25 protein-coding genes are annotated in these 24,725 nt (G+C 71.1%); 10 read left to right on the top strand and 15 right to left on the bottom strand.

Annotated features, from left to right (window positions below; all coding sequences use genetic code 11):
* Positions 1-112 precede the first annotated feature (112 nt).
* The 4 genes from Vgi01_RS14080 to Vgi01_RS14065 form a co-directional block, all read right to left on the bottom strand.
* Positions 113-841, bottom strand: a complete 729-nt coding sequence (locus tag Vgi01_RS14080; RefSeq protein WP_204291296.1) for a cellulose binding domain-containing protein — start codon at positions 839-841, stop codon at positions 113-115.
* A 91-nt stretch (positions 842-932) separates the two neighbouring features.
* Positions 933-1,664 (bottom strand): cellulose binding domain-containing protein, encoded by a 732-nt coding sequence (locus tag Vgi01_RS14075; RefSeq protein WP_204291295.1) that lies wholly within the window; start codon positions 1,662-1,664, stop codon positions 933-935.
* Between the two features lie 121 nt (positions 1,665-1,785).
* Positions 1,786-2,175 (bottom strand): DUF6841 family protein, encoded by a 390-nt coding sequence (locus Vgi01_RS14070; protein WP_102657599.1) that lies wholly within the window; start codon positions 2,173-2,175, stop codon positions 1,786-1,788.
* A gap of 37 nt (positions 2,176-2,212) precedes the next feature.
* Positions 2,213-2,887 (bottom strand): hypothetical protein, encoded by a 675-nt coding sequence (locus Vgi01_RS14065; protein ID WP_102657598.1) that lies wholly within the window; start codon positions 2,885-2,887, stop codon positions 2,213-2,215.
* A 19-nt stretch (positions 2,888-2,906) separates the two neighbouring features.
* Between Vgi01_RS14065 and Vgi01_RS14060 the strand changes: the two genes are divergently transcribed.
* A complete protein-coding gene (locus Vgi01_RS14060) occupies positions 2,907-3,095 on the top strand; it encodes a hypothetical protein (RefSeq protein ID WP_199180164.1) in 189 nt (62 codons plus the stop codon).
* 19 nt (positions 3,096-3,114) lie between these two features.
* On the opposite strand, the gene Vgi01_RS14055 is transcribed toward Vgi01_RS14060, so the two are convergent.
* Complete coding sequence (locus tag Vgi01_RS14055) at positions 3,115-4,788, bottom strand: right-handed parallel beta-helix repeat-containing protein (protein WP_102657596.1); 1,674 nt, start codon at positions 4,786-4,788, stop codon at positions 3,115-3,117.
* Positions 4,789-5,220: 432 nt separating this feature from the next.
* On the opposite strand from Vgi01_RS14055, the gene Vgi01_RS14050 reads away from it, so the two are divergent.
* On the top strand, positions 5,221-5,862 hold the full coding sequence (locus tag Vgi01_RS14050; RefSeq protein WP_204291294.1) for a C39 family peptidase: 642 nt from the start codon (positions 5,221-5,223) through the stop codon (positions 5,860-5,862).
* 242 nt (positions 5,863-6,104) lie between these two features.
* Here the strand turns inward: Vgi01_RS14050 and Vgi01_RS14045 are convergent, their stop codons facing one another.
* Positions 6,105-6,527, bottom strand: coding sequence for a VOC family protein (locus Vgi01_RS14045; RefSeq protein ID WP_239088959.1), 423 nt, complete (start codon positions 6,525-6,527; stop codon positions 6,105-6,107).
* Positions 6,528-6,686: 159 nt separating this feature from the next.
* On the opposite strand from Vgi01_RS14045, the gene Vgi01_RS14040 reads away from it, so the two are divergent.
* Positions 6,687-9,542 carry an aconitate hydratase gene (locus Vgi01_RS14040; RefSeq protein ID WP_102658491.1) on the top strand — a complete coding sequence of 952 codons (2,856 nt, stop codon included), beginning with the start codon at positions 6,687-6,689 and terminating at the stop codon, positions 9,540-9,542.
* Positions 9,543-9,622: 80 nt separating this feature from the next.
* Here the strand turns inward: Vgi01_RS14040 and Vgi01_RS14035 are convergent, their stop codons facing one another.
* From Vgi01_RS14035 to Vgi01_RS14005, 7 genes are all read right to left on the bottom strand, one after another.
* Entirely contained in the window at positions 9,623-10,225 is a 603-nt protein-coding gene (locus Vgi01_RS14035; protein ID WP_102658492.1) for a GTP-binding protein, read from the bottom strand.
* Positions 10,206-10,592: a DUF742 domain-containing protein gene (locus Vgi01_RS14030; protein WP_102658493.1), complete on the bottom strand. Its 387-nt coding sequence runs from the start codon at positions 10,590-10,592 to the stop codon at positions 10,206-10,208. The genes Vgi01_RS14035 and Vgi01_RS14030 overlap by 20 nt, the downstream gene beginning before the upstream one ends.
* A gap of 5 nt (positions 10,593-10,597) precedes the next feature.
* Positions 10,598-11,020 (bottom strand): roadblock/LC7 domain-containing protein, encoded by a 423-nt coding sequence (locus Vgi01_RS14025; RefSeq protein ID WP_013734909.1) that lies wholly within the window; start codon positions 11,018-11,020, stop codon positions 10,598-10,600.
* 89 nt (positions 11,021-11,109) lie between these two features.
* The gene (locus tag Vgi01_RS14020; protein WP_102658494.1) at positions 11,110-13,680 is read right to left on the bottom strand and encodes a sensor histidine kinase; all 2,571 of its coding nucleotides are present in this window, start codon (positions 13,678-13,680) and stop codon (positions 11,110-11,112) included.
* 109 nt (positions 13,681-13,789) lie between these two features.
* Complete coding sequence (locus Vgi01_RS14015; RefSeq protein ID WP_239088958.1) at positions 13,790-15,400, bottom strand: prenyltransferase/squalene oxidase repeat-containing protein; 1,611 nt, start codon at positions 15,398-15,400, stop codon at positions 13,790-13,792.
* Positions 15,397-16,290, bottom strand: coding sequence for a terpene synthase family protein (locus Vgi01_RS14010; RefSeq protein WP_373306957.1), 894 nt, complete (start codon positions 16,288-16,290; stop codon positions 15,397-15,399). The genes Vgi01_RS14015 and Vgi01_RS14010 overlap by 4 nt, the downstream gene beginning before the upstream one ends.
* A 5-nt stretch (positions 16,291-16,295) precedes the next feature.
* Complete coding sequence (locus tag Vgi01_RS14005; protein ID WP_204291377.1) at positions 16,296-17,633, bottom strand: cytochrome P450; 1,338 nt, start codon at positions 17,631-17,633, stop codon at positions 16,296-16,298.
* Positions 17,634-18,086: 453 nt separating this feature from the next.
* Here Vgi01_RS14005 and Vgi01_RS14000 point away from each other — a divergent pair, with 453 nt between their 5' ends.
* Positions 18,087-18,335 (top strand): DUF2630 family protein, encoded by a 249-nt coding sequence (locus Vgi01_RS14000; RefSeq protein ID WP_102658496.1) that lies wholly within the window; start codon positions 18,087-18,089, stop codon positions 18,333-18,335.
* A 50-nt stretch (positions 18,336-18,385) separates the two neighbouring features.
* Here the strand turns inward: Vgi01_RS14000 and Vgi01_RS13995 are convergent, their stop codons facing one another.
* Entirely contained in the window at positions 18,386-19,321 is a 936-nt protein-coding gene (locus Vgi01_RS13995; RefSeq protein WP_204291293.1) for an RIO1 family regulatory kinase/ATPase domain-containing protein, read from the bottom strand.
* A gap of 176 nt (positions 19,322-19,497) precedes the next feature.
* Complete coding sequence (locus tag Vgi01_RS13990) at positions 19,498-20,142, bottom strand: HAD family hydrolase (protein ID WP_204291292.1); 645 nt, start codon at positions 20,140-20,142, stop codon at positions 19,498-19,500.
* Positions 20,143-20,296: 154 nt separating this feature from the next.
* Between Vgi01_RS13990 and Vgi01_RS13985 the strand changes: the two genes are divergently transcribed.
* The 6 genes from Vgi01_RS13985 (at position 20,297) to mug (ending at position 24,692) form a co-directional block, all read left to right on the top strand.
* Positions 20,297-20,869, top strand: a complete 573-nt coding sequence (locus tag Vgi01_RS13985; RefSeq protein ID WP_102658540.1) for a TetR/AcrR family transcriptional regulator — start codon at positions 20,297-20,299, stop codon at positions 20,867-20,869.
* 89 nt (positions 20,870-20,958) lie between these two features.
* Complete coding sequence (locus Vgi01_RS13980) at positions 20,959-21,888, top strand: TIGR04222 domain-containing membrane protein (protein ID WP_102658499.1); 930 nt, start codon at positions 20,959-20,961, stop codon at positions 21,886-21,888.
* On the top strand, positions 21,885-22,703 hold the full coding sequence (locus Vgi01_RS13975) for an MbnB/TglH/ChrH family RiPP precursor modification enzyme (RefSeq protein WP_102658541.1): 819 nt from the start codon (positions 21,885-21,887) through the stop codon (positions 22,701-22,703). Before Vgi01_RS13980 ends, Vgi01_RS13975 begins: the two co-directional genes overlap by 4 nt.
* Entirely contained in the window at positions 22,700-23,215 is a 516-nt protein-coding gene (locus Vgi01_RS13970) for an SCO6045 C-terminal-like domain-containing protein (protein ID WP_239088957.1), read from the top strand. Before Vgi01_RS13975 ends, Vgi01_RS13970 begins: the two co-directional genes overlap by 4 nt.
* Before the next feature lie 80 nt (positions 23,216-23,295).
* Entirely contained in the window at positions 23,296-24,057 is a 762-nt protein-coding gene (locus Vgi01_RS13965) for an SDR family oxidoreductase (protein WP_204291291.1), read from the top strand.
* 59 nt (positions 24,058-24,116) lie between these two features.
* Positions 24,117-24,692 carry a G/U mismatch-specific DNA glycosylase gene (gene mug, locus Vgi01_RS13960; RefSeq protein WP_102658543.1) on the top strand — a complete coding sequence of 192 codons (576 nt, stop codon included), beginning with the start codon at positions 24,117-24,119 and terminating at the stop codon, positions 24,690-24,692.
* Positions 24,693-24,725: the final 33 nt, after the last annotated feature.

The following is a 24,725-nucleotide window of genomic DNA, read 5'->3' as shown; positions in this document are numbered from 1 at the left end:
TTGGCCCGCACGCTAGCCCTTGCCGAAACATTCTGCAATGCCTTGCAAATCAGCCGGCAACATTGCCGACAGTTTGCGCAAGCCTGAAAGCGGATGCGGAGCCGATGCGTCCTCAGAGGCCGGTGCAGGCCCGCCCGGAGACCGTGCAACTCGCCGGGCGCGGCGAGGCGAACTCGATGTGAAAGCGCAGGGCCACGGCCGATCCCGCCGGTAGATCCGGGCCACTGCGATAGGTGAGCGTGCCGCCGGCACCCCGGAACGTCCCCTGTGGCACCCCCTCCAACCAGGCCGTGACCACCCGTCCACCCGGGTACTCGATCCGGGCCACCCAGTCGCGGTCACGGCGAGAGGTGTTGCGGATCCACACCTCGGCGATGAAGCCGCCGGAGAAGGAGTCGGTCACCCGGTAGCGCGCCTCGAACGGGGACGGTGCGGCGGGAGCGCGGGTCGGCGCGCTACTGGTCGGCGCGCTACCGGTCGGCGTCGCCGGACGCGACGGCTGCGACGACCGTACGGCCGAGGCCGACGGCCTGGGTGAGTCCAGCGTCGTACCGGCTGGTCGGGGTGGGTTGGTGCGGCGCGGGGTGAGCCCGGGCACCACCTGCGACGGCAGCGCCGACGCCCCCCGTCCGGCCGATGTCGCACGCTCCGGCACCGGCACGGCACCCAACGGCGGGGCCGGGTCGAAGTCCGGACCGGGCCCCCGGTACGCGCCCACCGCGATGACGAGCAGAACCACCATCGCGCCCAGCCCGATCGACACCAGGATCCAGGGGGAGGACGCCACGGCGGCGGCACCACGGGGCGGCATCGGACGCGGAGCGCGACGCATACCGGACATGTCTCTCCTCAGCGGGCAGCCCGGCAAGGGTAACGATCATTAGTGATCTCGGAAAGTACCCGACCGCCTTCTCAGCGACCCGACAGGACGGTCAGGACAGCGCGCACACCGAGCCGTTGACCGTGCATTGTGCCGGGTATTCACCACCCCCGGTACGGCTGACCCGTAGCCGTACCGTCTGCTGTGCCTCGGCGGCAAGCTGACCGGTACCACTGAGCACGTACCAGCCGACGCCCTTGATGCCCACCGAGACGCCCGGGCCGCTGGAAGCGCGGACGCCGGTGACCTCGCTGGTGAAGCGCAGGTCCACCACCCAACCCACAGCCCCGGCGGTGTCATTGCTGATCACCAGCTCCGCCTGGAAGGAACCCGGGTCGCTGCTCATCACCCGGTACGTGGCTTCCACCCCGCCGAGGTCGAGGAACGTCGACGGTTTCACAGTCGGGGTGGCCGATGCGGACGGCTCGTCGGCCGCCCGTGCCGACGAGGCGTTCGGCGACGACGGAACGGACGGGCTCGACGTGGCGCTGCGGGTGGGTGCCGAGCGGGTCGGTGCTGTCGTCGGCGTAGCGGTCGGACCGGAGCCACGGGAAGGCGTGGTGGTGGGTGTGGACTCCGGCTCCGGCAGGACCAGCGGCGGGCCGGGAGACCAGGCCGTCGGCTGCTCCGGCTCGCGGAACGACAGCATCGCCACCACCAGCAGCAGGGCAAGCACCGCGACACCGACCAGGGTCGCCACCCACGGGGCCGAGGCGATCACGTTGGGTACGATCCGCCGGCCGGTCGGTTCGCCGCTGTCGTCGCCCACCGGACGCACTGCCATCCAGGCCCCCTCACGGTCACCGATGCGACAGCCTAGCCACGTGGAAAGCGGGGACGAAACCACCGGGGCGGCGGGACCAGACGCTCGGCGTACCGACCTGGTCATGCCCTTGCCGGCGGCCTCAGCCGGTCCGCATGACGGTGCAGATCACCGGCCCGTCATCGGTCGTCCGCAGCAGGTAGCGGTACCGCTCGCCCGGCACCTGCCGCCCCTGGCTGTCCAGGAACTCCCAGCGGACCGCCACCAGGGTGAGCAGAGCCGAGATGGGCTGAATCTGTTCGATGTCGGCATGCGCGGCGACCAGCTCCCGCTCGGTGTAATCCGGCGCGGCCCCCACGAAGGACAGTGCCACCGCCGCGGTCGAGGTGAACGAGAAGCTGTAGGTGTCGGCGACCACCAGCCCCGGCAGGGTGTAGCAGCCGGCGATCGCCGGCAGATCGCCAGAGGTCAGGGCCACACCGTACCGGTCGAAGAAGTCGGTCAGGGCATCGAGATCGGTGGAGGCAGTCACACCGCAGGAAGTTGCCGGTCAGCCGGCCGAGCAAACCTCAGCGGGCCGGCATCCGTACCTCGATCTCGCTGCCGAGCCGGGCACCGGCCTGCAGACCGAGGTCGTCGCCGCTCCAGAAACGACCCGGGTCGTACCAGTTCGGACGCCGGCCGGCGGGCAGCAACCCCATCGCCTCGTAGGTGACCGCGACGACCTCCGCGCAGTACGCGGTCTCCAGGGTCGACTCACCGGAGGGTGCGGGACGCTGCCGGGCGGCCCGCCTGGGCAGGCGCGGCGTGGGCAACTGCGGCGTGGGCACCCGCCCGCGCAGCCACCGCCACGCCAACTGGGCGGTGGACGGGAAGGGGGTGCCGTCCAGCCGGGCGATGGTCCGCAACACCGCCCGTTCCATCTCCGGGTCGGCCGGTGGCTCCAGCTGGCGCAGCCAGGCGCGCTGCCCGTACCGGTTGGCCCAGACACAGACCGCGTCGCGCAGGTCGTGCAGTTGCACGCCGCGCTGGTGGGTGCCGGTCCACATGTCCGGCAGCGACCGGCCGAGCTCCGCGTGCCACATCAGCGGCGGCATGTCGTCAAGCACGACCGCCATGCCGACGTGGTTGACCGGGCTGTTGGTGGTCCACTGGATGGCCCGGTCGGGCACGCTGCGTCCCCGGAACACCCACACATCGCCGGTACGGGTCAGTTCGACCGCCTCGTCCAGGCTGATACTCATGAGGGTCTACCCTAGGCGGATGCGGCGACGAGTGCGGTGGTGGAAGGTTCTCGGTCTCGCTGGCCTGGCCGGTGTGGCGGCGTCCGGTGTGGTCATCGCGCGAGCCGAGCGACGGCGACGCGCGTACTCCCCGGAGGAGATCCGGGATCGCCTGCGCAACCGGCACGCGGAGGCCAACTCCTTCTTTCCGGCCGGCGAGCAGGACTGACCACCGCCCGACCGGAGGCTCAGTCCACCTCGACGTGGTTGCGTTCCCAGCGACCGCCCTCGGGGAGGTTCTCCAGCCGCAGCGCTCCCTCGGCGTTGCCCGCCAGGTCGTTGTCCTCGACCCGGCAGGACACGCAGCTGCCCTGCGGTGTGATCCACATGCCGTAGCCCTGCGTCGGGTTCTCCCGGTTGTCCCAGATCCGGTTTCCGCGCACCGTCGCCGAGCGCAGTTCGCTGTTGATGGTGATGCCGGCGCGGACCGGCACCGAGCTGGGCAGTTCGTAGGCGGCGCCGGGCGGCGGCACGTCCTCGTTCCACGCGTTCTCGGCATCGGGACGCAGGTCGGCCAGGGACAGGTCGGTGTCGGTGTTGGCGACCACCACCGCGTAACGGGTGCCGACTCGCAGCACCTTGCCCCGGTGGCCGTCGACCGGCCAGTGCGCGGAGCGGTCCGTCATGGCACGGCGTGCGTAGTGCACCGACTCGCCCGAGCCCGTGGCGGCCAGGGCGCACTGCCGCCCGTTGTTACGGATCCGGTTGTCCACCACCACCGTGTCGATCGTCGGTCGGTCGATCCGGATTCCGTCCAGGCCGTTGTCCCAGAACTGGTTGCCGTCGATGACGATGTCCATGGCCGGGCCTTCGAAGCCATTGCCGAGGTCGTGCTGGTGATAGCCGTGACGCCCGTTGCCGCTGATCCGGTTGCCCTCGATGGTGTACGGCCCGGGGGTGTTGCCCACACTGATCCCGTCGCCGACGTTGCGGTCGATGACGCAACTGGTGAGGATGCCGCCCCGTCCGGCGATGCCGGCGGTGCCGTTGGCGGACACGTCGAAGCCGGCCTCCAGGTTGCCGGTCATGGTGCACGCCGACACGATCAGCCCGTCCGCACCCCAGTCGGAGATGCCGAACCGGTTGGCCTGGCTGTGGCAGGCGATGATGCGATACCCCCGCGGCGGCGTCCAGTACGGCTTCTGCAACTCCAGGAAGATGCCGTTGGTGCCGTTGCCGAGGGTGGTGCAGTTGGAGATGGTGCAGCGTTCCACGTCACCCCAACCGCCGATGCCGACGCCGATCCCCGCGCCGCCCATCTGCTCGCCGTTGTCCAGCCGGCCGCAGCCCACCGCGACCACCCCGTCGATCAGGCAGTCCTGGAGGAAGTCGCAACCCAGCCCGGTGGCCCCGGTGTGATGGATGTACAGATTGCGGAACACACCTCGCACCACGTACTGAAGCCCCAGTCCCTTCGCCAGATAGTCGTACTGGGTCATGGCCACGCCGGAGCCGTCGATCTCGAAGTCGGCGAAGGTGCAGTCGGCGATGTGCCGGTCGCGGTCCGCACCGTGCTGGACGGTCGTCCAGTACGCCAACGGTGTCGGTTCGGCGCGGTTACCCTCGTTGCTCAGCAGGAACCGGGTCGCGCCCGAACCCGCGCCGATCAGGGACACCCCACTGCGCCACACGGTGCCCGCGTCCCGGATCGAGTAGATTCCGGGCGGGCAGTAGATGACCCGGGCCCGCCCGTCGGCCGCGTACCCCTCGCCGAGGCGGTCCACCAGCGCCGCCAGCGCGGGCTGGTCGTTCGTCGTCCCGTCGCCCTGTAGTCCGTACTCCCGCGCATCACACCACAACGGCGCCCCGGCCACCGGTGCCGGATGCTGACGGATTGCCACGGATCGGCCCTGCTGCACCACGGGCCCTCCCCCGATCGTGTCGGCTACCTGCCGGCCCGGCTTTCCCGCTCCCGGTGTCCGAAAACGCCCCACCGCGACTTCCCCCGCCGCCCCGACACCCCACCCTGGCTTGGCGTGAGTCCGACGATCGTGACGGCTGACCGGTTCGTGCCCGGATGGGCGTGCGTCGGGTCACCGTGGCGGCGGAATGATGCCCCCAGCCCGGGCGTTGTACAGGGGGTAACCGCGACGCCCCCTCGGCGACGCCCCCGGGACCGGGCCGGAATGGCCGCCCCCCACCCGGCGTTACACATCTCCCGGACATCGCGAACGGCCCCCGGCCGGTGCCTGAGCCGGCCCGATCCACTTCGCACCATCTCCCCCCTTTCGCGCGGCACCCGCGACCCCCATCGCTGGCCGCGTGCACCCCCGATCGAAAGGCGGAACACCATCATGCGTACCACCATGCTGCGTAAGACCGCTCTGACCATCGCCGCTGCCGCCGCCACCGCCGGTGGCATCGCCGCCCCCGCCATCGCCGCCCAGACCACCCCCGGCGTCGCCGCTGCTCGCGACCACAAGACCGAACGACAGCTCGACGTGCGCTACGAAGCCCAGGACACCTTCTACTACTGCGGCCCCGCCGCCACCCGCAACGCCCTGTCCGTGCAGGGCAAGAACATCGACCAGCACGACATGGCCAAGCGCATGGGCACCACCGAGAACGGCACCGACTCCATCAACGACATCACCCCGGTGCTGAACAAGGAAACCGGTAAGGACGTCTACCGCTCGGTGGAGATCCCCGGTACCAAGGCCGACGACAAGCAGACCGACAAGCTGCGCGAGGACGTCAAGCGCACTGTCGATGACGGCCGTGCCGTGGTCGCCAACATCGCCGGCACCACCACCGACACCACCGGCACCACCCACAGCTTCGAAGGCGGGCACTACATCAGCGTCACCGGCTACCGCGACGCCGGCAAGCAGGTCAAGATCGCCGACTCCGCCAACCCCGCCACCGCCGAGTACTGGCTCACCACCGACAACCTCGCCGACTGGATCGCCACCCGCGGTTACACCGCCACCAGCTGACACCACCCACACACCCAAAGGGCCGGCCCCCACCAGGGGCCGGCCCTTCCCCGTCCCCACCCCCACCGTCCCCACCCCACCCCACCCCGCCAAGCTCTCCGCGATCTTGCACTTTCGGTCGCCGAAATGCCCCGAAAGGCACCCTTCGCCCCGACCAAAACTGCAAGATCGCCGCGGACGACACGGGGCGGCGAGGCAGGGCGGGCGGCGCAGGGCGGGCACAACCCCACCCCGCCAGGCGATCAAGAGGTTTGCGTCGTCGGGAGGGCGGGATGGGACGCAAACTTCTTGATCAACTCGGCGAGGGGGGTGGGGTGGGTGGGGGTGAGGAATTCGAGGCGGTTGCCGTGGGGGTCGGTGGTGTGGAACCGGCGTAGGCCGGGAAGGTCGTCGCTCCAGGTAACGGGGTGGCCGGCGGTGGCGAGGCGGGCGGCGAGGGCGTCCAGGTCACTTCGGAGCAGGGCGGGGTGGGCTTTGCGGGCGGGGCGGAAGTCGTCCTCGACGCCGAGGTGCAGTTCGGCGCCGTACCCGCTGAACCAGCAACCACCGCGAGCGGCGAGGGCCGGTGGTTTGGTCAGTTCGGTCAGGCCGAGCAGGTCGACGTAGAAGGCCCGGGACCGGTCCTCGGAGCCGCGAGGGCAGGCGAGCTGGACGTGATGGATCATGATGAGCACCTCCCGTCCACACGATGACACCGGGTTGCGCTCATAGCAAGACGGACGTACGGTTTTGTTGACAGGGAGAATCGGCGGTAAGTGTCCCCTAACCACGGCGGCGCCCCGGCCGGTGCGACAGACTGCTCAGGACTACTCACGGTCGCTGGTGTGAAGGAGTACGACGTGGCGAGCCTCGACACCTTCGGTGCGAAGACCCAGCTACGCGTCGGAGACGCGAGCTACGAGATTTTCAAGATCAGCCAGGTGGAGGGCCAGGAACGGCTCCCCTACAGCCTGAAGATCCTGCTGGAAAACCTGCTGCGGACCGAGGACGGCGCGAACATCACCGCCGAGCACATCCGCCAGCTGGGCGCGTGGGACCCGAACGCCGACCCGAACGTCGAGATCCAGTTCACCCCGGCGCGGGTGCTGATGCAGGACTTCACCGGCGTACCGTGCGTGGTCGACCTCGCCACCATGCGTGAGGCCGTTCGCGACCTCGGCGGCGACCCCACCAAGGTGAACCCCCTCGCTCCCGCCGAGCTGGTCATCGACCACTCGGTCATCGCCGACCTTTTCGGCCGCGAGGACGCCTTCGAGCGCAACGTCGAGCTGGAGTACGCCCGCAACAAGGAGCGCTACCAGTTCCTGCGCTGGGGCCAGACCGCGTTCAACGAGTTCAAGGTGGTCCCGCCCGGCACCGGCATCGTCCACCAGGTCAACATCGAATACCTGGCGCGTACGATCATGGAGCGCAACGGTCAGGCGTACCCGGACACCGTGGTCGGCACCGACTCGCACACCACGATGGTCAACGGCCTGGGCGTACTGGGCTGGGGCGTCGGCGGCATCGAGGCCGAGGCCGCGATGCTGGGCCAGCCGGTCAGCATGCTGATCCCCCGGGTGGTGGGCTTCAAGCTCTCCGGTGAGATGCCGGCCGGCACCACCGCCACCGACCTGGTGCTCACCATCACCGAGATGCTGCGCAAGCACGGGGTGGTCGGCAAGTTCGTCGAGTTCTACGGGCCGGGCGTGAGCGCGGTGCCGCTGGCCAACCGGGCCACCATCGGCAACATGTCCCCGGAGTACGGCTCCACCGTGGCGATCTTCCCGATCGACGCCGAGACCGTCCGCTATCTGGAGCTGACCGGCCGCGACCCGCAGCAGGTCGCGCTGGTCGAGGCGTACGCCAAGGAGCAGGGTCTCTGGCACGACCCGGCGGCCGAGCCGGAGTACTCCGAGCGCCTGGAGCTCGACCTGAGCACCATCGAGCCCTCCCTCGCCGGCCCGAAGCGCCCGCAGGACCGGGTGCCGCTGGGCAGCGCCAAGACGCTGTTCCGCGCCGCGCTGACCGACTACGTGGCCGCCGACGAGACCGGTGGGGACCCGGGCCGCGAACCCGGTGTGCCGCAGCAGGAGAAGCCGTTCGGCACCGCCGGCCCGGCCGACGAGGCCAGCGCCGAGTCCTTCCCGGCCAGCGACTCCCCCGCCAACGGCGTCAACGACCCGGCCGACGCCCCGCGTGACCTGGTGACCGCTGCGGTCGGCGCGGGCGGGCGGGCCAGCAACCCGATCCGGGTCACCGGTGAGGACGGCAACACCTACGAGCTGGACCACGGCGCGGTGGTGATCGCCGCCATCACCTCCTGCACCAACACCTCGAACCCGCAGGTCATGATCGGCGCGGCGCTGCTGGCCCGCAATGCGGTGGACAAGGGCCTCAACCGCAAGCCGTGGGTGAAGACCACCCTGGCGCCGGGCTCCAAGGTGGTCATGGACTACTACGAGCGGGCCGGCCTCACCCCGTACCTGGAGAAGCTCGGCTTCCACCTGGTCGGCTACGGCTGCACCACCTGCATCGGCAACTCCGGCCCGCTGCCGGAGGAGATCTCCGCCGCGGTGAACGAGGCCGACCTGGCGGTCGTCTCGGTGCTCTCCGGCAACCGGAACTTCGAGGGCCGGATCAACCCGGACGTCAAGATGAACTACCTGGCGTCCCCGCCGCTGGTGGTGGCGTACGCGCTGGCCGGCACGATGGACATCGACCTGGCCAACGAGCCGATCGGCGAGGACAGCGAGGGCAACCCGGTCTTCCTGCGCGACATCTGGCCGAGCACCGCCGAGATCCAGGACGTCATCGCCTCGGCGATCGGCGCCACCGGGTTCAGCGCCGCGTACGCCGACGTCTTCGCCGGTGACGAGCGCTGGCAGTCGCTGCCCACCCCGACCGGCGACACCTTCGCCTGGGACGGTGACTCCACCTACGTGCGCAAGCCCCCGTACTTCGAGGGCATGGCGCAGCAGCCGGCGGCGGTGACCGACATCGCCGGCGCCCGGGTGCTGGCCAAGCTGGGCGACTCGGTGACCACCGACCACATCTCCCCGGCCGGCTCCATCAAGGCCGACTCCCCGGCCGGTGAGTACCTCGCCGCGCACGGCGTGCCGCGCCACGAGTTCAACTCGTACGGCTCGCGTCGGGGCAACCACGAGGTGATGATCCGGGGCACCTTCGCCAACATCCGGCTGCGTAACCAGCTGGTGCCCGGGGTCGAGGGCGGCTACACCGTCAACCACCTGACCGGCGAGCAGACCTCCATCTACGACGCCTCGATGGCCTACCAGGCCGCCGACGTGCCGCTGGTCATCCTGGCCGGCAAGGAGTACGGCTCCGGCTCCTCGCGGGACTGGGCGGCCAAGGGCACCATGCTGCTCGGCGTGAAGGCGGTCATCGCCGAGTCGTATGAGCGGATCCACCGCTCCAACCTCATCGGCATGGGCGTGCTGCCGTTGCAGTTCCCGGCCGGCGAGAACGCCGACTCGCTCGGGCTGACCGGCACCGAGACGTTCACCGTCACCGGGGTGACCGCGCTCAACGACGGCTCGACCCCCCGTACGGTGAAGGTCACCACCGACACCGGCGTGGAGTTCGACGCGGTGGTGCGGATCGACACCCCCGGTGAGGCGGACTACTACCGCCACGGCGGCATCCTGCAGTACGTGCTGCGGCGGATGATCGCCAGCTGACGTCCGATAGTCCGAAGGGGCTCCCTCCCACGCAGGCGGGAAGGAGCCCCTTCGGTCGTTCAGGTGCAGGTCCACACCGCTCAGTCGGCGCTGCGACGCGCCTCGCGCAGCTTCATCGCGTGCTCCACAAGCGTGATGAGCACCTCCTTGGCCGACTCACGCTGCCGGGCGTCGCAGAGCAGCACCGGGACCTCGGGATCGAGGTTCAACGCGGCCTGCACCTCGTCGAGCCGGTAGTGCCGCGCCCCCTCGAAACAGTTCACCGCCACCAGGAACGGCGTGCCACGCCCCTCGAAGTAGTCGATGGAGGGAAAGCAGTCGGCGAGCCGGCGGGTGTCGGCCAGTACGACCGCGCCGATCGCGCCCAGCGCCAACTCGTCCCAGACGAACCAGAACCGGTCCTGCCCGGGGGTGCCGAACAGGTACAGCACCAGGTCCTCGCTGATGGTGATGCGACCGAAGTCCATCGCCACGGTCGTCGTGCGCTTGGCCTCGACGCCGGACAGGTCGTCGATGCCCACCCCCGATTCGGTCAGCACCTCCTCGGTCCGCAGCGGACGCGTCTCGCTGACCGCGCCGACAAGTGTGGTCTTACCCACCCCGAATCCACCCGCGACCAGAATCTTGATCGCCGTGGGCAACGCGACCGCGCCCGACGGCCGCTCAGAGTGCCCGTAGTCCATTGATAACCGCCTCGAAGATGCTGTTGTCGGGAACGCCGACGGTGCCGTGCGGCTCCCGGATCTGAACCAAGCTGCGCGCCACCAGGTCGCCGAGCAGCACCCGCACGGTGCCGACCGGCAGGTCGAGGTGGGCCGCGATCTCGGCGACGGACTGCATCCGCTGGCACAGACCGACGATCGCCAGGTGCTCCGGGCCCAACCCGATCTCCGGCGAGACGTCCGTCCGGGTCGCCTTCACCAGCGAGATCAGGTCGAACGTGCCGGTCACCGGGCGAGCCCGGCCGCCGGTGACCGCGTACGGGCGGACCACCGGACCGGCATGGTCATCCACCCACTGGTGGTCGGCGGGCTCTCCCTGCACCGTCATATGGGTTACTTCTCCCCGTTGGTCTGCTCAGCTGATCGTGTCGGCGACGCGACGAACTTGCCGACCCGGGTGACCAGCATGGCCATCTCGTACGCGATCAGTCCGACATCCGCGTCCTCGCTGGCCAGGACCGCGAGACAGGCGTTGCGACCGGCGGCTGTGACGAACAGGAACGAGGACTGCATCTCGATGATCGTCTGCTGCACCTGCCCGCCGCCGAACCGCTTTCCCGCGCCTCGGGCCAGGCTCTGGATGCCGGCCGCCATCGCCGCCAGGTGCTCGCCGTCGTCGCGGCTGAGCCCTTGCGACGAGGCCATCAGCAGACCGTCGGCGGACAGTGCGACCGCGTGCTCGGCCTGCTTGACCCGGCCGACCAGATCGTCCAGCAACCACGTCAGGTCAGCACTCGAAGCCGTCTTCTGCGCCACTTCGTCGTCCTCTTCTCCCCCGGCTCATCGCCGTGCTCATCTGGTCCTGACCGCGGGTCGGGCGGATCGCCGCACGACCTGCGCCCCGTTCAGGACTCCTGTTGGTCGGCGCCGTCAGACTCGTCCGCGTCGCCGGGCCGACCGCCACCACCGAGCAGCCGGGCCGCGTCGGTGCGGCCACGCCGGGTGCCCGTCTGGTAAGAACTCATTATTCGTCGAACCTGTTCGGGTTCGCGGATCACGTCTTCGTCCTCCTCCGCGGCCTCAGGCTCGGCCCGCAGAGCCGGCGTGATGCTGGCCTGCCGGATGCGGACCGGCAGACCGGACTCGGTACGAACCGACTCGACCGGGCCGGCCTCGCCGGGCTCGGTCGCCGCCGACGCACCGCCCGCCGGGGCCGGCGGCTCGGCCGGCTGGTCGTCACGGGTGTCGAGTGGACGCTGCGGCAGCCCGGACCCGGGTGGCCCGGCGACCGGCAGGCTGATCGGAATGGTCGGCCCGTCCAGTGCGGAGTGTCCGGGTCGACGCCGGGACCTGGTCGGCAGCCCACCTTCGCTGGTGTCGGTCGCGCTGAAGTGGACCTCCGCCGGGCCGTCGGCAGCACGTCGGTCCGCGCCCCGGTGCTCACTGTCGGCGTCGTGGTCGGGGCGGGGCGCGGGCGGCTGTGCCGGGGCGGCCAACGCCACTGGTGCGGCCGACCGCTGCACGGCGGTCCCCGGCATCGGCTCGGCGGACCGGGTCGACGTGTCGGCGTCCGGTCCGTCCAAGGCCTCCGGCTCGCTGCCGTCAACGATGATCAGGTTGCTCGGGATCAGCACCACGGCGGTCGTGCCGCCGTACGCGGACTCCTTGAGCCGGACGCGTACGCCGTGCCTGTCGGTCAACCGGCTCACCACGTAGAGGCCCAGTCGGGAGGCGTCGGCGAGGTTCAGTTCGGACTGGTCCACGATCCGGTGGTTGGCGGCGGCGAGGTCCTCCTCGGTCATGCCCAGACCGCGGTCCTCGATCTCGATGGCGAAACCGTTGGCGACCAACTGCCCGCGTACCTCGACGCTGGTGTGCGGCGGGGAGAAGGACAACCCGTTCTCGATCAGCTCGGCCAGCAGGTGGATGACGTCACCGACCGCCCGGCCGGCGAGCGACACCCCGCCGATGGGCAGCACGGTGACCCGGGTGTAGTCCTCGACCTCACCGACCGCGCCACGGATCACGTCGACCATCGGCACGCTGCGTCGCCAGGCGCGACCCGGCGTCGAGCCGGAGAGCACGATCAGGTTCTCGGCGTTACGCCGCATCCGGGTGGCGAGGTGGTCGACGCGGAACAGGTCCTCCAGTTCCTCCGCGTCGTGCTCCCGCCGCTCCATCGCGTCCAGCAGGGTGAGCTGGCGGTGCACCAGGGCCTGGGTACGCCGGGCCAGGCTGAGGAACACCTCGCGCACCGCCCGGCGAAGCTCGGCCTGTTCCACCGCCGTACGGATGGCGGTCTCCTGCACGACGTTGAAGGCCTTACCCACCTGGCCGATCTCGTCGTCACCGAACCGCAGCGGCGGCGCTTCCTTGGCCACGTCCACCTGCTCACCGCGACCGAGTCGTTCGACCACGCTCGGCAGGCGCTTGTCGGCGAGTTGGAACGCCGCGTCACGCAGCCGTTGCAGCTGTTGCACCAGGGCCCGCGCGGTGGTGATCGAGACGACCACCGAGGCGATGACGGCGAGCAGGCCGAGGCCGGCGGCGAGGACCAGTCGGACGACGACGCCGATCGCCACCGGAGTGGCCCGCTTGACGATCTCGTCACCGCCGGCGAGCACGACGTCGCCGATCTCGACGAGTGCGGCAGCGGAGGTCTCGTTCCACTTCTGGCTGTCGAACGGCAGGCGTGAGGTGCCGGTGGCGAGCATGACCTGGTTTTCCAAGTTGGCCAGCCGGGTGAAATTCACGCCTGCGATCATCTGCTCGTAACGGCGCTGATCGGTTTCCGGCAGCCGGACGACCGCCTGCTCCGCGAGGAACTGTCGGGCACCCACCACGCGGGTGAACTCCGCCCGCTCGGTCTGGGTGATCCGACCGGCGGCCAGGATTCCGGCGAGCATGGCGTCCTCCTGGGACACCAGTTCCCGGGCGCGGTTGAGCCGGATCAGCTGAGCGGTGTTCTCGGCTACCTCGTCGTCATCGAGATTGCCGAGTTCGTCGTAGACCTCGAAGATCGCTTCGATCAGCTCGGTGAAGGCCGTCATGGCCTCGCTCCGGCTGATATTTCGCTGATCGACGGCGGTACGGGTTTCCGAGAGCACGGACAGTCCCCGGTTCAACGCGTCGATTCGCTCGTGCAGATCTTTGCTGCCGAGCAGGCTCACCTGCCAGTGGTCCGTGGACTCGGCGAAGCTGGCGGCCAAATCGTCAGTTCGCTGCCGCAGTTCTTGCAGATCTGCGCGTTGTGACTCCTCCGGTCGCCCCAGGTAGACCACCGAGGTACGCCGTTCCAGCTGCAGTTGGAGCAACAGCGGCTCGGTGGGGTCGAACACCCGTACGTCGAGTGCCTGCACACCGACGAGGTTGACTCCCTCTCGGACGGTGACCCAGGCGGTGAAGCCCCAGAGTGCCACCAGCGAGGCCAATAGGGCCACGACCTTGGTACGCAGATTCGAACTGCGGGAACCCATTACACCGTCCCTGGCCCTGAGCTAATTGATCGGTCGGTCAGCAGCGCGTCACGCACATCGACCCCGGCGCACGCTAACAGCGTCACCGCGCCAACTCAAGCGCTGGTGATCATGCCCTGCTCCGCGCGGCTTCAGGTGTCGTCGTCGACAAAGCCTGGTTAATCGTCGGTGCCACGGCAAGGACCAGTTTTCGCGCCGCGATGACCGCTGCCCGGACAATGAGAATAGGCGCGTACAGATCCTTGTCGTGCCACAGAGGAGGGTAGTCGGATCGATCGGCGCGCAGGTGCTCGACTGCCCGGGACACCGCCGCGGTCACGGCCGGCCGGATCGGCCGGCCGCTGCCCAGCAGAATCTGCACCGCGTACGCGGTCTCCTCCGCCGTGCTGGACCATCGCCCCCAGCCACCGTCGTCGCGTTGGTCGGCCAGGATCCGCTCCACCGCACGGTCGATCGCCGCGTCGGCCACCGCCGGTGGTGCGTAACCGGCCAGCGCCGCCACCGCACAGCAGGTGGCGTAGTAGGGCGAGGCGTGCCAGCGGTCCGTCCACAGTCCGTCCGGTCCCTGCACGTCCCGCAGCCAGCCGGCCAACGACGCCACCCGGGCGGTGTACCGGTCGGCGCCGTGTCGGGAGTGCCAGCCCAGCGCCTCCAGCACGTGTGCGTTAGTGGTGACCGACTGCCCGTCCTCGCCGCGCCAGGTACAGAAGTGACTGCCCAGGTCGTAGTGGAGCAGGCTGGCCGGGTCCACCGGGCGGCCCAGCCGGGCGAGGGCGTACAGGACGGTCGAGGTGGTGTCGGCGTCGGCAGGCAGGCCCGGCCCGGTGGCCGCCCCGTCCGGCCCGAGCGCGGCGGCCAGCTCGGCCAGCAGTCGCGCCCCCGGGTCGACCGGCAGACCCACCCGGGCCAGCGTGGCGAGCGTCCAGGACCGTTCGAAGACCGTGATCGGTGTGCAGCACGGCACCGGACCACCCTGTCGGGCCACCACGGCGTCGAGGTACGTGCGGGCCGCCGGGTCGTCGGTGCGCCGATGGCCCAGCCACACGGCGGTCGCCGCGGGCGAGGCACCCACCGCGCCGTCGACCGGAGCGACGTCGTCGCGGGTGGCGGCGGCCGGGCCGAGCACCTCGTAGGCGTGCCAGAGCTTGCTGGGTACCGGCTGCCCGCTGGTCAGCAACGCGTTCACCGCGTCCACCCGACGCCGGTCGACCCGGGGCAGCACACCGGGTGCGCCAGCCAGCGTCGGCGCGCCGGCCAACTCGGCCAGGTGTGCGTCGACGCGCGCCACCAGGGTCGGGACGATCAGATCGGCGGCCGGAGTGTCCGGCATGGCCGCGTCGTCTCCGAGGCACCGGGCCAGTGCCGCCAGCCCTCGGATGGCCGCAGCGACGACCTCGATCCGATCCGGCCCGGCCGGATCGGGCGGATCAGCCCGGACGAGGCTGGCGAGCAGCGCCTGCACCGCACTCGCCGTCGGGACCAGGGCGTACCCGCCGGCGGGGCCCCAACTGCCGTCGGCGCCCTGTTCGGCGAGCAGGTACGCCAGCCGCCGCGCGTGTCCGTCGACCCACGGCGCGTCGGCGACCAGCCGACCCGTCTCGTACACCGAGGTGCTGACCTGCCCGTACGGCTGCTGTTCCAGCTGTGCCAGCAGGTCACCGACCGCATCGGTCAGCCCGGGCGCCACGACCGCGCCCAGGATGAGCGTCGGTGCCGTCACGGCACCCCCCAGAAGTCGGTGGAGCGGTAGAAACCGCTGCTGAAGCCGATCTGCCGGGCCAGGTAGTCCGCTTGCACCGGACAGGTCTCGCGCAGCCCGTCCAGCAACTGGCGGGCCTGCGCCACCAGCTCGGCGATGCGCTGCTCGACCTCGGTACGCGGCACGAGCATCAGGGCGTTCAGGTCTCCCCAGCGCAGGTCGCGCTCGTACGTGCCGAGGTCGTTGACGAGCCGCAGGATCCGCTGCACGCGGTCGCTCGCCGTGAGCATCGCGTCCAGATGCGTGAGGGTCGCCGGATCGGCCGTGTGGATCCAGTGCACGACGTTGACCACCGTGCAGGCCAAATTGTCGGCGTTGTCGAGGTATTCCTCGAAGCTGGGCAGCTGGTCGGGGACCTGCTTCCAGTCCCACTCCCGCGCCATGGCGGCGAGCACCTTGCGGGTCTCCTCCCGCCAGCGCTCCCGATGCTCGGCGAAGGCCGGCACGGTGGCCAGTTCGTCGCGCAGCTCGGCGAGGAAGCCGCCGAGGGCGTCCCCGGGCTCCGGCGTCGCGCCGTCGGCCACCGCGAGGCAGCGGGCGGTCAGCCGCTCGATCTCGTCGCGCGAGCGGGCCTCGTGGTCCACCAGCCAGTCGACGGCGAACCCCCACAGCACCGCCCGGTTGGTCAGCCGCAGCTGGGCCACGTCGCACCAGGGTGCGCCGAAGGCGATGGCCATGGCCACGTTGCCGAACAGGGTCGCGTCGAACGGCTTCGCGGGAAACAGCTCCGGGTAGGCGGCAGCGACCTTCGCCAGGTCCCGCTGGCCCTTAGCGGCCAGGGCGCAGATGCGTCCCTGTTCGGCGGCCACACTCATCTGGTCGCCGCCGGTGCTCCGCGGCGTCTCGGTCAACGGGGTCACGCCGCGACACCCGCCACGGGCCGCAGGGTGACCTCGACCCGGTCCCTGGGACGCAGCGCGGCGGCCACCTTGATCCCGGGTACGGTCGGGCGGCTCAGCCGCAACCGGTACCGGCTGAGCAGGGTGGCGACGATCAGGGTCGCCTCCAGGTAGAACAGGTGCATCCCGATGCACTGGTGTGGGCCGCCGCCGAACGGGAAGTGGGCGTACCTGGGACGACCACGTACCAGCTCCGGCCGGAACCGGTCCGGGTCGAAGACCTCGGGTCGGTCCCAGAACTGCGTCATCCGGTGGGTGATCAGCGGACTGACCACCAGGGTGGAGCCGGCCGGGATCCGGACTCCGCCGATGACGTCCTCCTGCACCGCCAGCCGGGGGAAGAGCCAGCCGATCGGATAGAGCCGCAGCAGTTCGTCGAGCACCTGCCGGGTGTAGCGCAGCTCGCGCAGGTGTTGCCCGCGTACCGGCTGGTCGCCGACGACCCGGTCGAGTTCCTCGTAGAGCCGGGTCGCGATGTTCGGGTTCTGCTCCAGGTGCGGCCAGAGCCAGGTGAGCACGCTGATCGTGGTCTCGGTGGTGGTGGCCACCATCGCCACGGTGTCGTTGCGCACTTGGCCCTCGTCGAGCTGGCCGCCGTCCTCGGTACGCCCCCGCCACAGGGTGGAGATGATGTCGTCGCTGCCCTCGCCGGCGGTGTCCCGCGCGGCCCGGATGGTCGGCAGCAGCAGGTCGTCGATGAGCTGCACGGCGCGGCGGAACGTGCGGTCACCGGGCATCGGCGCGGCCAACGGCGCCCAGGGCACCAGGATCCGCGGCATCACCGACCAGGCGATGGCGTCCTGCGCCTCCATGATCCGCATAGCGTCCGGCACCGAGATCTTGTCCGCGAAGAAGACCCGCATGATCGCCGAGCAGACCACCTGGGCCTGCACCTTGCCCATGTCCACCGGCTGGCCGGATCGCGCCGGTTCGGCCAGCTCGTCGATCGACTCCTCGATCGCCACGGCGAGGCGGTCGACCAGCCCGTCGATGCGCCGGGCGGTGAACAACGGCTGGAGGATCTGTCGACTGTTCGTCCAGTGTTCACCGTCGCTGAGGATGCCGTCGCCGAACAGCCGCTTGAGCGGCCGCCACTGGAGCCCGTCACCGGCCCGGACGTAGTTCTCGGCCTTTTCCCGCAGCACGCGCTGGAGGTGTTCGGGGTGGGTGATGAGGAAGGGCCGGAAGGAGCCGAGGTTGAGCTTCACGACGTCGCCGCCGGACCGCTCACCACACTCCACCAGGGCGCGGGCCGGGTCACGCAGCAGGCCTGGCAACACGTGCCGCAGCGGCACGGATCCGGCGCGTCGGGTTTGGACAGTCGTCACGTGGTGTGTTCCCACTCGCACAGACCCCCGGGGTGTGGGTTACTCTCTGAAATGCCACGGTTGCGATGAGCATGACATCGATATGGCATCCGTCACTAGTCGCGTGCCGAGAAATCTTCATGGTCGACATTCCCGCTGTCCACAACCGATTCGACCTCGCACGGCGGGCACCGGCCGGTCCGATCTGGTGCCGCCGGTCGCCCCGGCGATCGACCCGGCCCGCGTCCGCCCAGCTCAGCAGGGTGGTCGTGGCGCAGTCAGCACCGCCGGGGCGCCCACCGATGCGTGGGGGTTCCCGCTGGACCGGGTGATCTATTTCATGTCCGGCATGTAAGTCATCGGCACCGGCCGGCCCGCCGCGCCACGGCTGACCGCCGGAGAATCCAGGCGTGGCCGGTCTCGCTGTGCCACGCTCAGGAGATGGACGACAAGACCATCCTGAGCCGGATCTCCGAACTGGTCGACGAGGAGCACCGGTTGCGCGCCGACGCGCAGGCCACCGAGGCGGGCACCGACGACGAGGCACGCACCCGGCTCCGTGCGCTGGAGGAGTCCCTCGACCAGTGCTGGGACCTGCTCCGCCGCCGCCGTGCGGCGCGGCAGGCACACGGCGACCCGGAGGCGCAGGGCGCCCGACCGGTGTCGGAGGTCGAGCGGTACCTCCAGTAGCGATGGACCGGCTCCGGGTGGCTGTCGATCCCGCCACCCGGAGCCGGCCGTCAACGCAGGCCCGCCTCCCGGGCCAGCCGTCCGGTGAGCGCGGTCGGCTCGGTGAGGTCCGCCGGCAGGCCACGGGCCGCGAACCAGGTGCTGACCACCCGGACGTCACGGGCCAGGAAGTCGCGCCCCTGCGGGTTCGCCACCACATCCACCACCTGCGGCAGATCGATCAGCACCAGCCGCCCGGCGTGCACCAGCAGGTTGTACGGCGACAGGTCGCCGTGCGCGTACCCGGCCCGGGCCAGGACCATCAGCGCCTCGACCAGTTGCTCCCACAGCCCGCGTAGCTCGGCTCCGGCCGGCCGCAGTTCGGCCAGCCGAGGGGCGGCCTGGCCGGTGTCCGGGTCACCGAGGAACTCAAGCATCAGTTCGGTGCCCCGCAACTGCACCGGATACGGCACCGCCACCGTCCCGTACCGTTCGCCGAACTCCCAGAGCCGGGCCAACGCGGCGAACTCGGCCGCCGCCCACTGCCCGGCGATCATCTGGCGGCCGAAGGCCGTCCGACCGGTCATCGCGCGCATCTCCCGGGACCGGCGGACCCGGCGTCCCTCCAGATATCCGGCGTCGCGGTGGAAGAGGCGGTGCCGCGGGTCGCGGTAGCGCTTGGCCGCCAGCAGGCAGGAACTGTCGCTGTCGGGGACGGCCCGGCGGACCAGGTGGACGTCCGCCTCCTTGCCGGTCTTGAGCACCCCCAACTCGGTGTCCTTCGCGGCCAAGTCGGTGACCAGCCAGGCCGGATGGGGCTGCGGACCGTGCAGGGCGTCGTCCCAGGAGGACCAGACGGCACCGGTGTCCGGGTCGGGTTCGTCGGAGGGGTCGGCCGGTACCGGCCCGCGCGCCCGCCCGCGCTTCAGGAACTGTGGTTCGTCGTCATCGAAGCGGCGTCTGCCGCGGGTGTGGCGCTCCCGCGCCGAGAACTCGTGATCGCGCACGATGCTGGTATCCCTTGGTCGAGGTGACTGGAGGCAGGAAGTGACCTGCGAAGACGGCCATGACCGACCCCCTCTCCTCGACCGGGCGAGCGCCCGGGTGCACGATGCGCGGACCATGCTCGCTGCGCCCCTGGGGCAGCGTCAATCGCTTTTCCCGGACCGGCCGCCGCCTGGCCTCACGCGTCCATGACGGCGGCGACCGCGGCGATCACCGTGTCGACGGTGACGGTCGGCGCGAAGCGGGCGTCCGTCCAGCGCCGCCCCCGGTGCAGCCAGACGCTGGGCAGGCCGACGGCGGTCGCGCCACCGATGTCCGCCTCGGGACCGTCCCCGATCACCCAGGCACCACGCAGCGGCATCCGCACCCGCTGGGCGGCCAGGGCGAAGATCCGCGGGTTGGGCTTGCTGACCCCGGCCTCCTCCGAGATCACCCAGTCCGCCACGTACCGGTCCAGGCCGGTACGCCTGATCTTGGTGTCCTGCTGGCGTACCGCCCCGTTGCTCACCACCACAGGCGTCCAGCCCGCGCCGTCGGCGATCCGCAACGCGCAGGCGACCAACGGATCGAGTCGGGTGAACTCGACGACCCCGTCGTGCAGCTCCTCGACCAGGTCGATGGAGGGGATACGCAGCCGGTAACGGTCCCGGATGGCGTCCGCGACGTCCCAACGGTCGGTGAGCCCGTCGGCGTCGATGGACAGCAGCCAGTCGACGTCGGCCGGGGGTGCGCCGATGCCGTCGAGGAAACGCTCTGCCCAGGTGCGGAACGGCCCGGCCCGATCGAGCAGGGTGTTGTCCAGATCCAGCAGGAGCAGCGGCACTCGGGAACCCTACGGTAATCGGGTACCCGCCCGACAGGGCCGGACGTTACGCGCTGATGACGGACCGGGGCACGATTCGGGTTTCCTGTTCGACAGATGCACCAAGCCGTACGTACGGTTTGCATAACCCCTGGTGGGCTGGGACGATCAGGATGTGCCCAGAGTAAGTCAGGACCAGCTCGACGCCCGCCGACAGGAGATTCTCGCCGCCGCGCGGGCCTGTTTCGCCCGGCACGGCTACGAGGGCGCCACCGTACGCCGCCTCGAGGAGGCAACGCGGCTGTCCCGAGGCGCCATCTTCCACCACTTCCGCGACAAGGACTCGCTGTTCCTCGCCGTCGCCGAGGACGACGCGGCGACGATGGTGGAGACGGTCGCCCGTAACGGCCTGGTACAGGTGATGCGCGACCTGCTCGCCCGAGCGGTCTCCCCGGACACCACCGGCTGGCTGGGCAGCCAACTGGAGGTGTCCCGGCGGCTGCGTACCGACCCGGCTTTCGCCAAGCGCTGGGCCGAACGGTCCGCGGCCATCGCCGAGGCGACCCGCGAACGCCTGGCCCGCCAGCGCGAGGCCGGCGTACTCCGCGAGGACATCCCGATCGACGTGCTGGCCCGCTTCCTCGAACTCGCCTACGACGGGTTGGTGCTGCACCTGGCGATGGGACGACCGGCCGGCGACCTCGGTCCGGTGCTCGACCTGGTCGAGGAAGCGGTACGCCGCAGGTAACGACGAGGTAACCCCTCCTTGAGCACCATCGATCGCTGGCATCGTCGCCGCACAATGAAGCGCGTCCCCTCGCCTGACAGGAGCTGGCCATGATCGAGCTCGCGGCAGACTTCGATTTCGACACCTGGGGCGTTCCCAGTCGCACCTTTCTGATCATCTACCTGGTCGCCACCGTCGTGGTCGTCGTCGGCGTGCTGATCTTCCGCCGACGTACGCTGACCGGCCGCTCCGCGCCGCCCGCCGACCAGCTCGGCCCCCAGCAGGTCGCCTACCTCACCGGCGGGGAGGACCGGGCCGTCTGGTCCTCGGTCAGCAGCCTGCGCAGCCAGGGCGTGCTCGGCGTAGGCCCCGGTGGCGAGCTCACCGCCGACGGCCCGCTGCCAACCGGCGCCACTCCACTCGACCAGGCCGTGCACTACGCGGCCAGCCAGCGCTGCTCCGCCCGGCAGCTGCGGCGTACCGAATGGGTGACCCGAGCGCTCGACCAACTGCGCGACGGTCTGTCCCGCCACGACCTGCTGGTCACCCCGGAACGCCGCGCGGCGCTGCGGCTGGGCACCCTGCTGCTGGCCGTGATGGTGGCGCTCGGCGTCGCCCGGATCGTCGCCGGCATCGCCAACGACCGTCCGGTGTGGTATCTCGTGTTCATCGTCGGAGCGCTGGCGGTGCTGACCATGGTGCTGTTCGTCCGGGTGCCCCGCCGGACGAGGGCCGCCGACGCCGCGTTGCTGAACCTGCGGCACCGCAACCGCCACCTCGCGCCCGGCTCGAACCCGGCGTACGCCGTCTACGGTGCCGCGGGAACCGCCATGGCGGTCGCGCTCTACGGCACCGCCTCGCTCTGGGCGCTGGACCCGGCCTTCGCCCAGCAGGCCGACATCCAGCGTGAGACGGTGACGGGCGGCGCAGGCACGGTGACCGGCGACGGAGGCACCACCGCGGGCGCGGGCGGTTGTGGCAGCAGCGGCGGTGACAGTGGCGGCGGTGGTGGCTGCGGCGGCGGTGGGTGTGGCGGATGACCGGCCCGCACGGGGTGGGCATCGGCTGGCGACCCGAGATCGCCGGGTTCGTCGCCGAACTGCCCGGCCTGCGCTTCGTCGAGGTGATCGCCGAGTCGGTGCCCGCCGCAGGTCCGCCACCTGACGCGCTTGTCGAGTTGCGACAGCGTGGCGTGACCGTCGTACCGCACGGGGTGCGGCTCTCCCTCGGCGGGGCCGAGCCGGTCGAGCCGGCCCGGGTGGCCCACCTGGCGGCGGTCGCCGAACTGGTGGCCGCGCCGCTGGTCAGCGAGCACATCGCCTTCGTCCGGGCCGGCGGGTTGGAGGCGGGGCACCTGCTGCCGCTGCCGCGTACCCGTGAGGCGGTCGACGTGGTCTGCGCGAACGTCGCGCGGGCTCAGGCCGACCTGCCGGTGCCGATCGCGTTGGAGCCGATCGCGGCGCTGTTCGACTGGCCCGACGACGAACTCGACGAGGCGGCGTTCCTCAGCGAGATCCTGGCCCGCACCGACGCGCTGCTGCTGCTCGACATCGCCAACGTGCACGCCAACGCCGTCAACCGGGGCACCGACCCGCTCGCGCTGCTGGACCGGCTTCCCCTGGAACGGGTGGCGTACGTGCACGTGGCAGGCGGCGCCGAGCAGGGCGGCTTCTACCACGACACGCATACCGACCCGGTGCCCGCGCCGGTGCTGGACCTGCTCACCGAGCTGTGTGAGCGGCATCGCCCCCCGGCGGTGCTGCTGGAGCGCGACGGGCGCTACCCACCCGCCCCCGATCTCCGTGCCGAGTTGGATGCCGTGGCCGCCGCCACCGGCTTTCCGCTTGTGACATGAGCGCGTCTCCCGCCGACGGCACGGACCCCACCGGCGACCGCCCGGCCACCCCCGACATCCACCGCCCACCGTCCGGATCGCTTGCCGCACGGCAGGCGGAACTCGTCGCGGCGCTGGTGGCCGGCGGGCCGCCACCGCCGGGCTTCGCGCCGGCCCCGTTGGCCGCCGCCCGGGCCGCCCTGCTGCGCAAGCGGGCCGGTGAGGTGGCACGCCACTGGCCGCTGTTGGCCGCCGGGCTCGCCCCGCACTGGCCGGCGACCTTCATCGAGTGGGCGGCGGATCGACCCTCCGTCGGCGGGCTACGTGACGGCTGGGATCTCGCCCGCGCCTTGCACGCCCGGCACGCGCTGCCGGCGCTCGGCGCCGAGGAACTGGCCGTCCGCGAGGCGGCCTACCGCTACGACGGGGACGCGGCCCCGCGTCGGCGACGGCGACCCGCCGTCGGCCGGGCCGGCGGTGCCGTCGCCGTGCAACTCGCCGGTCGGGTACGCCTGCTTCGCACCGCCCGGTAGCAGCGCCGACACCGCCTCGGCAGCGCACCCGACGAACCCCCGGATGCTCGGCGCGGGCGCGCTGCGGCAGGATCGGCGGTATGGATCTGGGACTGACCGACCGGGTGTACGTGCTCACCGGCGCATCCCGTGGCCTCGGCTACGCCACCGCGCAATGTCTGGTGGCCGACGGTGCCCGGGTGGTGCTCTCGGCGCGACGCGCCGACGAGGTGGCCGCCGCCACCGCGGCCCTCGGCGGGCCGGACCGGGCCGTCGGCATCACCGCCGACCTTGCCGACCCGGCCACCCCCGGTCGGCTGGTGGAGGCGGCGCAGCAGCACTTCGGCCGGCTCGACGGGGCCCTGGTCTCGGTGGGCGGGCCGACGCCGGGCAGCGCCGCCTCGGTCGACGACGAGCAGTGGCGGCACGCCTTCGAGACGGTCTTCCTGGGCAGCGTACGGATGGTGCGGACGGTCGCCGCCGCGCTGCCCGACGGTGGCGCGATCGCGCTGGTGCTGTCCACCTCGGCCCGTGCGCCGGTGCCCGGCCTGGGCATCTCCAACGGCCTGCGGCCGGGGCTGGCCGGGGTGGCCAAGGACGTCGCCGACGAGTACGGCCCTCGCGGCGTACGGGTGGTCGGGCTGCTGCCGGGACGCATCATGACCGACCGCAACCGGGAACTCTTCGCCGCCAGCGGCGACCCGGAACAGGCCCAGGCCGAGGCGGAGGCGGGCATCCCGCTCCGGCGTATCGGCGAGCCGGCCGAGTTCGGTCGGGTCGCCGCGTTCGTGCTCTCCCCTGCCGCGAGCTACCTCACCGGGATCACCCTCCCGGTCGACGGCGGCGCGCTGCGCGGCCTGTGACCGTCGACCCGCCCGCCGGGCACCGGAAGGCACGGCGCGGCACCGATTCGGGTGCGGCGGTGACACCCCGCCCGCATCCGCGCCCCAGCCGCGAGGACCTGGCCGCGGCCGTCGACAAGACGTTGCCGGATGTCATCTGCGCCGGGCTGGACGTGTTGTTCGTGGGCATCAACCCGGGGCTGTGGTCGGCGGCCACCGGTTGGCACTTCGCCCGTCCGGGCAACCGGTTCTGGCCGGCGCTGCACCGCAGCGGCTTCACCCCGCGCCTGCTGCACCCCAGCGAGCAGGACGGCCTGCCCGAACTCGGGCTGGGCATCACCAACATCGTCGCCCGGGCCAGCGCCCGAGCCGACGAGCTGACCGCCGCCGAACTGGTGGCCGGTGCCCGGGAGCTGACCGGGAAGGTCGCCCGCTACCGGCCGCGCTGGGTGGCGGTGGTCGGGGTGACCGCGTACCGGGTGGGGTTCGCGCGGCCGAAGGCGACCTTCGGCCGGCAGCCTGAGCCGCTGGCCGGCGCCCAGCTCTGGGTGTTGCCCAATCCGAGCGGCCTGAACGCGCACTACACCCCGGAGACCCTCGCGGCGGCCTTCGCCGCCCTCCGCGAGGCCACCGGCAGACAGCCCGCCGGCGGTTAGCCCGCGGGTCAAGTGGCCCTGCGGGTCAGGTGG

This window comes from Micromonospora gifhornensis (genome assembly GCF_016863515.1).
In the GTDB taxonomy this organism is placed as follows: Bacteria; Actinomycetota; Actinomycetes; order Mycobacteriales; family Micromonosporaceae; genus Micromonospora; species Micromonospora gifhornensis.
Note: the sequence above shows the minus strand (reverse complement) of the source record. Positions and strands in the feature narration are given on the sequence as shown.